Genomic DNA, 12,376 nt, shown 5'->3' on the forward strand with positions numbered 1-12,376 from the left:
CCATCGCATGGCTATCTCCAAGCACACTCCCGCCCTGTTCAACGAAGGCCTGCCGGACCCGCGCCTGCAGCAGTTCCGCATGCGCCGCCTGCAGGTGCACAACTGGGGCACCTTCAACGGCCTGACCGAAGTGCCGATCGCCGAGCGCGGTTTCCTGTTTGTCGGCCGTTCCGGCTCGGGCAAGTCGACCCTGCTCGATGCCATGTCCGCGCTGCTGACGCCGCCGGCCATCGTCGATTTCAACGCCGCCGCGCGTGAAGCCGAGCGCAGTGGCCGCGACCGAAACCTGGTGTCCTATGTGCGTGGCGCCTGGGCCGACCAGCAGGACAGCGGCACCGGCGAGATCGCCACCCAGTACCTGCGCAAGGGTGCCACCTGGACCGCACTGGTGCTGGAGTACCGCGCTGGCGATGGCCGCGTGGTCAGCCTGGTGCGCCTGCTGTGGATCTCCGGCAACGGCACCTCGGCCGGTGACGTGCGCAAGCACTACATGATCGCCGAGCGTCCGTTCGACATCGCCAAGGACCTCGGCGGCTTCGACCTGGACCTGCGCAAGCTCAAGCAGAAGCTGGCCGACCTGCACCACTTCGACACCTTCTCCGGTTACGCCGAGCGCTTCCGCGACCTGCTCGGCATCGACAACGAGATGGCGCTTCGCCTGCTGCACAAAACGCAGTCGGCCAAGAACCTGGGCGACCTCAACGTCTTCCTGCGCGACTTCATGCTCGACACGCCGAAGACCTTTGACGCCGCCGAGCGCCTGGTCAGCGACTTCGCCGAGCTCGATGGCGCGCACCAGGCCGTGGTCACCGCGCGCCGCCAGGTGGAGACCCTGCTGCCGGCACGCGCCTACTACAACGACCTGAAGAGCATGCATCGCCAGCGCGGCGACGACGAAGCGCTGAAGCTCGGCGTCGACAGCTTCCGCGAAAGCCGTCGCCAGGCGCTGATTGAAGCGCGCCTGCGCGAGATGGACGTGCGCGACCGCGGCCTGCTCGGCGAAGAAGCCCAGCGCCGTGCCGCACTCGACAACCACACCGAACGCCTGGCCGAACTGGAACTGCAGCGTCGCCAGCAGGGCGGAGAGCGCATCGAGGAACTGGAGCGCGAGCAGGGCCGCGCCGAGGCCGAGCGCGACCGCCGCCAGGCCAAGCGCGAACAGGCTCGCGAGGCCGCACAGCAGCTGCAGGCCGAGCTGCCCGACGATGCCCACGGCTTCGCCGAGCTGGTCGAGCGCGCGCAGAACGAACTGCAGGACCGCCAGCGCGCCTCGGCGGCACTGGACGATGCCATCAGCGACCGGCTGGGCGGCAAGCGCGATGACGAGCGCCGCTTCGGTGAAGTGCGCCTTGAGCTGGAGGCGATGCAGCGCACGCCGTCCAACATTCCTGCGCCGATGCAGAAGCTGCGCGCGCGCCTGGCCGAGGAAACCGGCATCGCCGAAGCGGCGTTGCCGTTCGTCGGCGAGCTGATCCAGGTCCGCTCGGAAGAACAGGGCTGGCAGGGCGCCATCGAACGTGTGCTGGGTGGCTTTGCGCTGTCGCTGCTGGTCGATGACAAGCACTACAACGAGGTGGCCGAGTGGGTGAATCGTACTCACCTGGGCATGCGCTTCACTTATTACCGCGTACGCCGCAACGATGAAGCGTTCGCCCGCGAGCCGTCGGCCAAGTCGCTGCTGCACAAGCTGGAGCTGCGCGACCACGTGTTCGAAGGCTGGCTGCGCCGTGAACTCGGCAAGCGCTTCGACTACGAGTGCGTGGATGCCAAGCAGCTGCGCAACGTCGACCGCGGCATCACCCGCGAAGGCCAGGTCAAGCATCCCGGTGACCGCTTCGAGAAGGACGACCGCAGTGCCGTGGGTGACCGCCGTCGCTGGATCCTCGGCTTCAACAACCACGACAAGGTCGGCGCCTTCGAGCGCGAAGCGCAGGAACTGGCCAAGCGCATCGCCGGCTGCGAGACCGACATCGCGCGCCTGCGTGGCCAGCGTGACCGCGACAACGAACGTCGCCTGGCCTGCCACGAGCTGGTCAGCATCAACTGGAACGAGATCGACATCGCCGCCCCGCAGCAGCGCCTGAGCGATATCGAAGCGACCCTGCGCGATCTGCGCGAAGGCAACGCCGACCTGGCCAAGCTGGCCAAGCAGATCGACGCGGTGCGCGCCGATATCGAGCAGTCGCGCCGCACCTATGAAGACGTCCGCGTCGAGCGTGGCCAGCTGGTCAAGGAACGCGATCGGCTCGACCGCGCGCGCCAGCAGAGCCGTGCGCTGGTGCTGCCGACCCTGGCCCAGGAGCAGGAAGCCGGCCTGGCCGAGCGCCTGCAGGAGCAGGGCCCGCTCAGCCTGGAAACGCTGGAGGCGCACATGCGCCAGGTCAGCAATGCACTGAACGAGCAGCTGTCATCCTCGCAGCAGGACCTGAACCGCATCGAGAACCAGCTGGTCGGTTGCTTCCGTCGCTTCATCCAGCAATGGCCGGAGGAATCGGGCGACTTCACCGTGTCGGTGGCCTCGGCCGAGGACTTCCTGGCCCGCCTCGAGCGCCTGGAACGCGACGGCCTGCCGCAGCACGAAGAGCGCTTCTTCGATCTGCTGCAGAACCAGAGCAAGAACAACCTGCTGGCGCTGCAGCGCCACAGTGCCGAGGCCCGCAAGTCGATCGGCCAGCGCCTGGACGAAGTGAACGCCAGCCTGGAACAGGTGCCGTTCAACCGTGGCACGCTGCTGACCATCGAGCTGAGCGACCGTCGCCTGCCGGAAGTCGGCGAGTTCCAGCAGCAGCTGCGCGAGGTGCTGTCACAGCAGCAGACTGAACAGCGCGAGCTGGCCGAATCGCAGTTCACCGTGCTGCGCCAGCTGGTCAACCGCCTCGGCTCGCAGGAAGGCGAGGACAAGCGCTGGCGTGAACTGGTGCTGGACGTGCGCATGCACGTGGAGTTCATCGGCGTCGAGCTGGACGCGGAAACGCGCCAGCAGGTCGAGATCTACCGCAGCGGCGCCGGCAAGTCCGGTGGCCAGCGCCAGAAGCTGGCCACCACCTGCCTGGCCGCCGCGCTGCGCTACCAGCTCGGCGGTGCCGACAGCCAGCTGCCCAGCTACGCCGCGGTGGTGCTCGACGAAGCGTTCGACAAGGCCGATAACGAGTTCACCGCGCTGGCGATGAACATCTTCGACAACTTCGGCTTCCAGATGGTGGTCGCCACCCCGCTGAAGTCGGTGATGACGCTGGAACCGTTCATCGGCGGCGCCTGCTTCGTCGAGATCAGCGGCCGTCACGACTCCGGCGTGCTGCTGATCGAGTACGACGAAGAAGGCAAGCGCCTGAAGCTGCCCGAGCGCAGCCGCCAGCAGGCCAGCGAACCGGAAGAAGCCGAGGCCTGACCCGGCCGGTTGAACGGGAATGCCGGCCAGCGGCCGGCACTACCGCGGGGTGGGTTCATGACCCGTGCCGGCCGCTGGCCGGCAACACCCCTCATCAACCGCGCAACGTATCCCACGCCATCCGCGCGATCAGCACCACCACCAGGCCCACGAACAGCTTGCGGATGAAGGGCGTGCCGCCCTTCAGTGCCAACCGCGTGCCCACCACCGAACCGATGATGTTGGCCGCCGCCATCGGCAGCGCGAACAGCCACAGGATGTTGCCGGTCGGCACGAAGAACGAGATCGCTGCCATGTTGGTGGCCAGGTTCACCACCTTCGACGCGGCTGAGGCGCGGAGGAAATCCAGCCCGAAGAAGCGCACGAACAGGAAGATCAGGAAACTGCCCGTACCCGGCCCGAAGAAGCCATCGTAGAAGCCGATCGCCGCACCGATGGCCAGCGCGATGGCCAGCTCGCGGCGGCCGATCTGCTGGGGCCGGTGCAGCGCGCCGAAATCCTTCTTCCACAGCGTGTAGGCCAGCATCGCGATCAGCAGCACCAGCACCAGCGGGCGCACCGCGTCCTTGGGCAGCAGGCTCACCGCCGTGGCGCCGGCGAAGGAAAACACGAAGGCCGTACCCGCCGCGAACAGCACCGGCTTCCACGGGAAACGCACGTTGCGCGCATAGCGCCACGCCGCCGCACCGGTGCCGAACATCGAGCTGAACTTGTTGGTGCCGAACAGCATCGCCGGCGTCTGCTGCGGCAGCACCGTGAACAGGCCCGGCAGCTGCACCAGCCCACCGCCACCGACGGCGGCATCGACCAGGCCGGCGATGAACGCGATCACCACCAGCCACCACAACTCAGGGGGAACCAGTTCCAGCACGGCGATCAATCAAGGTGGGGGCGCGACAGCATACGCCTATCGGTGATGGATGCTGGCCGCGTCCCGCGCGACAATGCCGGCATGAGCCGAACGCCTGCCGATCCCTGCCCCTGTGGCCTGCCCGCCGACTATGCCGCCTGCTGCGGCCGCTTCCATGCCGGCGCGGCCGCACCCGATGCCGAGCGGCTGATGCGCTCGCGCTACAGCGCCTACGTGCGCGGCCTGGCCGACTACCTGCGCCAGACCTGGCACCCGGACACCCGGCCTGCCGAGTTGTCGCTGCAGGATGCGCTCGGCCAGCGCACGCAGTGGCTGGGCCTGACCGTGCACGAACATACGGTTACCGGTGCCGACAGTGCCGAGGTGCGCTTCACCGCCCGCTATCGGGTCGGCGGCGGCAGCGCGGTGAAGATGACCGAGCACAGCCGCTTCCGGCAGATCGACGGCCGCTGGTACTACCTCGACGCGGTCTGAGCGTCCGCCGACGCGTGCACCTGGTTGCGGCCGGCGCCCTTGGCCGCATACAGCGCCTGGTCGGCGGCCTTGACCACCGCCAACGGACGCGGGTCGGTGCGGCTGTCGGCCAGCCCGATGCTCACCGTCACCTGCACCACCTGGCCGCTGCCACCGCGTCCGCGCTGCTGGCGCCCGGCCTCGTCGTCACGGCTGCGCGTACTGCGGTCACGCAGCTGCATTCGGGTGTCTTCGATACGCTGCCGCAAGGCCTCCACTGCATCCACGCAGGCCGCCGCCGGGCGGTCCAGGAACACTACCGCAAACTCTTCGCCCCCGTAGCGGAACGCCTGGCCGCCGTCGCCCACCCGCGCCAACCGCGAGGCCACCAGGCGCAGTACATCGTCACCGGTATCGTGGCCATGGGTATCGTTGAATGATTTGAAATGGTCCACGTCCACCATCGCGATGCTGAAGGTGCCGCGCGCCCGCTGCAGGGTCTGGTTGAACGCGCGCCGCCCGGGCAGGCCGGTCAGCTCGTCGCGGAAGGCCATGTGGAAGAATTCCTGCAGCATCGCGCCCAGCATCAGCAGCAACGCGGCACTGCTCAGCGCGGGCAGCAGCACCGGCTGCAGGAACACCCGCGGCAGCATCCACCACAGGCACAGCAGGGCCAGCAGCATGGCCGTGTGCAATGGTCGCGGGTATCGCCATGCGTGCCAGGCCAGCGCGGCGGTGGCCAGCAGGAACAGCAGGGCCGGCAGCTGCGCCAGCGCGTTCCAGCTGGCCGGGATCCAGGCCCAGTGACGGTCAGACAGAAGATCGTGCATCCCGCGTGGCTGCTGCACCGCAAGCAGCAGGAAGATCATCAGCGCCACACCCCACACCACGCCGCGCAGCAGCAGATCGTGACGACGGCGTCCGCGTTCGGGCCATAGTGCCAGCCCGCCGAACAGCAGCGGCACCCATGCTGAGACGGCGTGGAAGCGCAGAGGGGTCAACGGGTCGACATGACCACGGCGCAGGTAGCCGCCGACATCCTGGTGCAGCAGAGCGAACACCAGCGCCACCACCAGCAGCAGGCACAGCGTGCGCATCTGGTGGTAGAGCAGGGCCAGACCTGCACCGAGACAGGCCAGCAGCCAGGGCAGGATGCGCTGCGCCGGGCTGGCCACGTCCTCGATGCCCAGCGCCATCCACAGCACCAGCACGACCAGCACGGCGGGCAGCACGAACAGGTAATGCGCAGGCTGGCGGAGCGGATGCAGGGGCACGCAGGAAGTCCAGTGCGGTGACAACGCGGCCGCAGCACTGCCGTTAGCGGCGTTGACGCACGCTTCTTGAATGCGAGCCGGTCATCCATGTGAACGCGGTGACGCCAGACCATGACATCGCACTCACCCGCGGGCGCCGATCCTGCGGCCATGGACAGCGTACCCGTCGCCGTCGCTGCCCCGCAGCGCGATCTCGCCCGTCAGTTCGCCCGTGTGCGTAACCGCAGCGTGCAGCTGGCGGCGCCCCTCAGCGCCGAGGACGCCATGCTGCAGAGCATGGCCGACGCCAGCCCCAGCAAATGGCACCTGGCCCACACCACCTGGTTCTTCGAACGCTTCGTGCTGGCCGGCTTCCCGGCTGCAGCTGCGCATGACCCTGCCTGGGATTACCTCTTCAACAGCTACTACAAGAGCATCGGTCCGGCACACGCACGGCCGCAGCGGGGCCTGTTATCGCGCCCCTCGCTGCAGCAGGTCTACGACTATCGCCAGCAGGTCGATGCACATGTGCAGGCACGGCTGGCCAACGGCGATCTTGATCCGCAGGCACTGCAGCACCTGCAGCTCGGCCTCCAGCACGAGCAGCAGCACCAGGAACTGCTGCTGACCGACATCAAGCATGCGTTCTGGTGCAATCCGTTGCAGCCGCCGTATCGCGAGGATCTGCTACCGGCCAGCAGCATCGCCAGCGCACAGGGTTGGGTCGAATCGCCCGAGCGCATCGTCACCGTCGGCGCTGACGCCTGGCCTCGTCACGTCGCCTTCGCCTACGACAACGAGTCACCGCAGCATCGCGTGCTGCTGCCCGCCCACGCGCTGGCCGAGCGCCCGCTCAGCAATGCCGAATACCTCGACTTCATCGAGGCCGGTGGCTACCGCGAACCGCGCTGGTGGCTCAGCGAGGGTTGGGCACTGCGCGAAACCGAAGACTGGCAGCATCCGCTGTACTGGGACGACACCCTGCAGCGCGAATACACCCTGGGCGGCTGGCGCGAACTGGATCCGCATGCACCGGTCTGCCATCTCAGCTACTACGAGGCCGATGCCTGTGCCCGCTGGGCCGGTGCGCGCCTGCCCAGTGAATTCGAATGGGAGGCGGCCGCCACATCACGGCCGGTGAGTGGTCATTTCGCCGATGACGATCACCTGCATCCGCAGGCCGCGCAGGGCCACGGCCTGCGCCAGCTGTTCGGCGATGTCTGGGAATGGACCCACAGCGCCTACGGCGCCTACCCGGGTTTCCGTCCGTTCGCCGGCAATCTCGGTGAATACAACGGCAAGTTCATGTGCGGGCAGTGGGTACTGCGCGGTGGCAGCTGCGCAACCCCCGGCGGCCACGTACGTGCCAGCTACCGCAACTTCTTCATGCCGCCGGCGCGTTGGCAGTTCTCCGGCCTGCGCCTGGCCCGGGATCCGACATGAGTACAGTGCACGACGCCCTGCAGGCGCTCACCGACCTGACCCCGGGCCGCCAGCAGATCCTGGCCGATGCGGTGGCAGGCTTGTCGCGGGCCTCGCGCCAGCTGCCCTCCAAGTACTTCTACGATGCGCGCGGCTCGCGCCTGTTCGAGCAGATCACCCAGACCCGCGAGTACTACCCCACACGCACCGAACTGGCCTTGCTTGATCGTGTCCTGCCGGACATCGTACGCGCCGTGGGTCCGCGCCTGCACGTGGTGGAACTGGGCAGCGGCAGTGGCCGCAAGACCGCGCTGCTGCTGGCCGCGTTGCAGGACCCGGTGGCCTACACCCCCATCGAGATCTCGCGGGCGGCGCTGTTGTCCAGCATCGACCATCTGGCGCCGGCGCTGCCCGAGGTCGAGATGCTGCCGGTATGCGCCGACTTCACCCGGCCTGTCGCCGTGCCCACACCAGAGCGCCGGCCTGCACGCCGGCTGCTGTTCTTCCCCGGTTCCACACTGGGCAACTTCGCCGAAGAGGATGCGGTTGCCCTGCTGCGCGCGATGCGCCACACCATGGGCGCTGATGGCCTGGCCCTGGTTGGCATCGATCTGCACAAGGACCCGGCGCTGATCGAAGCGGCCTACAACGATGCGCAGGGCGTCACCGCCGCGTTCACCCTCAACCTGCTGGCCCGGCTCAACCGCGAGATCGGCAGCGATTTCGACCTCGAGGGCTTCCGCCATCGCGCCCGTTACAGCACCGCGCGGCTGCGCATCGAGACCGACCTGGTGAGCCGCTGGGCGCAGGATGTCCATCTCGGTGGCCGAACTTTCCATTTCGCCGCCGACGAACCAATCCGCGTGGAGTACAGCCACAAGTACACCGATGACAGCTTCGATGCGCTGCTGCTGCAGGCCGGCCTGAAGGTCGTGCAGCGTTGGGATGCCGACAGCCCGGCCTACGGCCTGCGGCTGCTGCGCGTCACCTAGCGGCCGGCAGCCGGCGCCGCTTCAGGTTCAGGGGCGGCGCTCGGCCTAAGATGGCCCTGCAACGGCAACACGGAGGACGCCATGCCCACCCTGACCACGCTCGGCCTGGCGGCCGCTCTGGCAACGGCACCACAAGCGCCGGCAGCAGCGACCACCGCCGGCGATCCGGCGTTTGTCCGCTGCATGGCTGGCCTGCAGACGACCGCCGGCAGCCGCGGCATCAGCGCCGAGCGCTTCGCTGAGATCACCGCCGGCCTCACGCCGGACCCCAGCGTGCTCGGCCTGCTGGACGCGCAGCCGGAATTCACCACGCCGATCTGGGATTACCTGGCAGCACTGGTTGACCGCCAGCGCGTGGACGACGGGCGCGCCCTGCTGCAACAGCATCGCGATCTGCTGCAACGCGTGTCGGCCCAGTACGGCGTCGACCCGGCCACCATCGTTGCGGTCTGGGGTGTGGAAAGCGACTACGGGCGCGTGTTCGGCAAGCGCCCACTGCTGCAGTCGCTGGCCACGCTGTCCTGCGCCGGCCGCCGCCAGCCGTTCTTCCGCGGTGAACTGCTGGCCCTGCTCACGCTGATCGACCGTGGCGACCTGCAGGCACAGGGCTTGACCGGCTCCTGGGCCGGCGCCTTCGGCCACACCCAGTTCATGCCCAGTACCTATGCGCGTATCGCCGTCGATGGCGATGGCGATGGCCGCCGTGACCTGGTCGGCAGCATTCCCGATGCGCTGGCGTCCACCGCCAACTATCTCAAGCGTGCGGGCTGGCGCACTGGCGAGCCGTGGGGCATGGAAGTACGCGTGCCGGCCGGCTTCAATGCCAGCCAGGCCGGTCGCACCCAGCGCCGCGCGCTGGCGGACTGGCGCACACTGGGCGTGACCGCGCTGGATGGAAGCGCAGTGGTGCCGCCCAATCTGCCGGCCGACGCGCGCGCGGCTCTGCTGCTGCCCGCCGGCAGCAACGGCCCGGCATTGCTGGTGTTCCGCAACTACGACGCCATCTACAGCTACAACGCCGCCGAAAGCTATGCACTGGCGATCGCCACGCTGGCCGACCTGCTGCGCGGCGGCGGTGGGTTGGCCACCGCCTGGCCGACCGACGATCCCGGCATCGGCCGCGACGAGCGCCGCCAGCTGCAGACCCTGCTGCTGGCGCGTGGCCACGATATCGGTGCCGCCGACGGCATGATCGGTGCCGCCACCCGCCGTGCGATCCAGGCCGAACAGCAGCGCCTCGGCTGGGCCACGGCCGACGGTCGTGCCGGGCAGCGCATCCTGCGGACGCTGCAACAGGAAGCGGCGGCCGGCACCGCCCCCGCCGCGCGTTAGGTCTTGCCGTTCGCACACTGGCCGCGACATCATCGCCGCGGCCACCAAAGAGCGTCAGCGCATGCAATCGACTCCGGACATCAGCACCGGCCTGTTCCACGGGCTTGAGGCGTGGTTGGTAAGGACTCCCGCCGCCACTGCCGCCATCAGCGTGTTCGGTGGACAGCTGCTGTCATTCATTCCGGAAGGACAGCCGGACCTGCTGTGGTTGTCACCCACGCGCGCCGCGCTGCCGACGCCGATCCGCGGGGGCGTGCCGGTGTGCTGGCCCTGGTTCGGTCGCCAGGACCAGGGCGATGATGTACCGGCGCACGGCCTGGTGCGAACCGCGCGCTGGCAGCTGCTGCAGGCCCGGTATGACGATCACGGTGCGGTGGAACTGCAGCTGGCGCCTGTGGATGTCAGTGCGTCCGGCCTGCGCATGCAGATGCAGCTGCGCATCGGCCACCAGCTGCGCCAGCAGCTGACCACCGACAACATCGGGTCCTCGCCGCTGACCTTCACCCAGGCCCTGCACAGCTATTTCAGGGTGGGCGACGCCAGCCGGGTCGAGGTCGATGGCCTTGACGGCCTGCAGTACCTGGACAAATACGAGGAGGGCGCGCCGCCGCGACAGCAGCAGGGTCCATGGTCGCTGCGTGACCGGCGTGACCGGCGTGACCCGGGCCGTAGCGACCGCATCTATACCGGCGCTGCTGGCCACTACCTGCTGCGCGATCCGGTGCTGCAGCGGCAGATCGAGATCCGCAGCGAAGGCAGCCAGACCCTGGTGGTCTGGAATCCCGGCGCCGACGCCGCAGCGAAAATGGCCGATGTCGGCGATGGCTGGCGCGACTATGTGTGCCTGGAAGTGGCCAATGCCGGACCGGAGCGGATTACTCTTGCGCCGGGCGCGCGCCACCAGATGGCGCAGACCCTGGGCAGTGCCTCACAGTGACGATGGATTCAACAGGGATGGGCCGCATGCAGGATGCGCAGTGGTGGTATGCCAACAGCAGACAGAGCGAGGGACCGGTGGACCTGGCCGGGCTGCGCCGCCTGCAGCAGGACGGAACCGTGACCGCGCGTACGCTGGTGTGGCGGGAGGGAATGCCGTCGTGGCGACCACTGGCCGAACTGGATCCATCGGTGGCCGCCGCCGAGCCGGTCGCGCCTTCGCCGGAGCCTGCTGCTGCCACTGCGGTCGCCGTCGCAGATCCCGCCGACCCCTATCGCGCACCCGCAACGGCGCCCGTCGCCACACCGGCGGGAGGGCTGGACGGTGACATGGCCCTGTATGCCGCCGTGGTCGGGGGCAACTTCCCGATCTACCGTCAGCGCTGGCGGCTGGACCAGGGGGTTGCCGATGGCCGCGGCACCTGGCACTGGCCGGCGTTCCTGATCGGCGTGATCTGGATGGCGTACCGCAGGATGTACCGGCTCGCCGCCATCTGGGCCGGCACACTGGTGTTCTTCAGCATTGCCGAAATGCTGCTGGGGGTGCCTGAAGGCCTGTCGGTGATCATCACCCTGGGGCTGAACACCACCGCTGCGCTGTATGCCAACCGCTGGTACCTGGCCCACTGCCAGCGCGAGATCGCCCGCGCCAGGGCGCAGGCTGGAGGCGATGAGGCACGCCTGCACAGTGTGCTGGCCGCGCGCGGCGACACCCATGCGCCGGCCGCGGCCATGGTGGCCATCGTCGTCGTCGCGGTGATACTGGTGGCGCAGGGGCTTGCCGGCTGAGGCCGGCATGGTGATCACCTGCGCCGGCGGCGTCGCGGGCTGACCTGATCGTTCAGGCCGTCGTCCTGGCCCCCAGCACCAGCAGGCACAGCGCACCGGCCACCAGGCCCCAGAACGCCGAGCCGATGCCGGCCAGGGAGACGCCGGAGGCGGTGACCAGGAAGGTGACCAGTGCGGCCTCGCGGTCGCGCTCCACCGCCAGCGCACTGGCCAGGCTGTTGGCGATGGTGCCGAACAACGCGATACCGGCCACGCAGGCCACCAGCTCCTTCGGAAAGGCAGTGAACAGTGCGGCCACGGTGGCACCGAACAGGCCGATGAGAATGTAGAACGCGCCAGCGGCCATCGCGGCGATATAGCGGCGCGCCGGATCCTCATGCGCATCGCGACCCATGCAGATCGCCGCCGTGATCGCCGCCAGGTTGAGTGCATAGGCACCGAAGGGCGCCAGCAGTGTATTGACCACACCGATCCAGCCGATCAGCGGCGACACCGGGGCGTCGTAGCCGGACGCGCGCATCACCGCCACGCCCGGTATGTTCTGCGAAGCCATGGTGACCACGAACAGGGGCAGGGCGATGCCGGCCACCGCCGTCCATGACAATGAGGGGGTCACCCATTGCGGTACCGCCAGTTGCAGCTGCACCTGCTGTGCGTGCAGCAGGCCACGACTGGCCGCAACCGCAATGCCGACCAGCAGGGTGGCGATGACCGCATAGCGCGGGAACAGGCGACGTCCGGCCAGCCAGGTGGCGAACATCGCCAGCGCCAGCAACAGCTGGGTGTTCATTGCCACGAACACCTCCAGGCCGAAGCGCAGCAGCACCCCGGCCAGCATCCCGGCAGCCAGCGCCATCGGCACCCGTTGCATCAGCCGCGCGAAGATGCCGGAGAACCCGGCCAGCATGCCCAGCACGGCGGCAAGCAGGAAGGCACCGGT

At 68.5% G+C, this 12,376-nt stretch carries 10 protein-coding genes (1 of these 10 cut by a window edge); 7 read left to right on the forward strand and 3 right to left on the reverse strand.

Features of this window, described 5'->3' with window-relative positions; all coding sequences use genetic code 11:
* Positions 1–7 precede the first annotated feature (7 nt).
* Entirely contained in the window at positions 8–3,388 is a 3,381-nt protein-coding gene (locus LZ605_RS15655) for an ATP-binding protein (RefSeq protein WP_249842410.1), read from the forward strand.
* A 94-nt stretch (positions 3,389–3,482) separates the two neighbouring features.
* On the opposite strand, the gene LZ605_RS15660 is transcribed toward LZ605_RS15655, so the two are convergent.
* Positions 3,483–4,259: a sulfite exporter TauE/SafE family protein gene (locus LZ605_RS15660; protein ID WP_249842411.1), complete on the reverse strand. Its 777-nt coding sequence runs from the start codon at positions 4,257–4,259 to the stop codon at positions 3,483–3,485.
* 81 nt (positions 4,260–4,340) lie between these two features.
* On the opposite strand from LZ605_RS15660, the gene LZ605_RS15665 reads away from it, so the two are divergent.
* Positions 4,341–4,733 carry a YchJ family protein gene (locus LZ605_RS15665; RefSeq protein WP_249842412.1) on the forward strand — a complete coding sequence of 131 codons (393 nt, stop codon included), beginning with the start codon at positions 4,341–4,343 and terminating at the stop codon, positions 4,731–4,733.
* Here LZ605_RS15665 and LZ605_RS15670 read toward each other — a convergent pair.
* Positions 4,715–5,986 carry a GGDEF domain-containing protein gene (locus LZ605_RS15670; protein WP_249842413.1) on the reverse strand — a complete coding sequence of 424 codons (1,272 nt, stop codon included), beginning with the start codon at positions 5,984–5,986 and terminating at the stop codon, positions 4,715–4,717. The genes LZ605_RS15665 and LZ605_RS15670 overlap by 19 nt on opposite strands.
* A gap of 150 nt (positions 5,987–6,136) precedes the next feature.
* Here LZ605_RS15670 and egtB point away from each other — a divergent pair, with 150 nt between their 5' ends.
* The 5 genes from egtB (at position 6,137) to LZ605_RS15695 (ending at position 11,436) form a co-directional block, all read left to right on the forward strand.
* Positions 6,137–7,408 (forward strand): ergothioneine biosynthesis protein EgtB, encoded by a 1,272-nt coding sequence (gene egtB, locus LZ605_RS15675; RefSeq protein ID WP_249842414.1) that lies wholly within the window; start codon positions 6,137–6,139, stop codon positions 7,406–7,408.
* Positions 7,405–8,379, forward strand: coding sequence for an L-histidine N(alpha)-methyltransferase (gene egtD, locus LZ605_RS15680; RefSeq protein ID WP_249842415.1), 975 nt, complete (start codon positions 7,405–7,407; stop codon positions 8,377–8,379). The genes egtB and egtD overlap by 4 nt, the downstream gene beginning before the upstream one ends.
* A gap of 81 nt (positions 8,380–8,460) precedes the next feature.
* On the forward strand, positions 8,461–9,711 hold the full coding sequence (locus LZ605_RS15685; protein WP_249842416.1) for a lytic murein transglycosylase: 1,251 nt from the start codon (positions 8,461–8,463) through the stop codon (positions 9,709–9,711).
* 61 nt (positions 9,712–9,772) lie between these two features.
* Positions 9,773–10,648: a D-hexose-6-phosphate mutarotase gene (locus LZ605_RS15690; RefSeq protein WP_249842417.1), complete on the forward strand. Its 876-nt coding sequence runs from the start codon at positions 9,773–9,775 to the stop codon at positions 10,646–10,648.
* 26 nt (positions 10,649–10,674) lie between these two features.
* Positions 10,675–11,436, forward strand: coding sequence for a GYF domain-containing protein (locus LZ605_RS15695; RefSeq protein ID WP_249844930.1), 762 nt, complete (start codon positions 10,675–10,677; stop codon positions 11,434–11,436).
* A gap of 52 nt (positions 11,437–11,488) precedes the next feature.
* On the opposite strand, the gene LZ605_RS15700 is transcribed toward LZ605_RS15695, so the two are convergent.
* Positions 11,489–12,376: the 3' portion of a benzoate/H(+) symporter BenE family transporter gene (locus LZ605_RS15700; RefSeq protein WP_249842418.1), read on the reverse strand. Its footprint extends 300 nt past the window's final position; the window shows 888 of its 1,188 coding nt (coding positions 301–1,188); its start codon lies beyond the right edge, outside the window; it ends in the stop codon at positions 11,489–11,491.

Origin of the sequence: Stenotrophomonas maltophilia, from assembly GCF_023518235.1 — a bacterium.
Lineage (GTDB): Bacteria > Pseudomonadota > Gammaproteobacteria > Xanthomonadales > Xanthomonadaceae > Stenotrophomonas.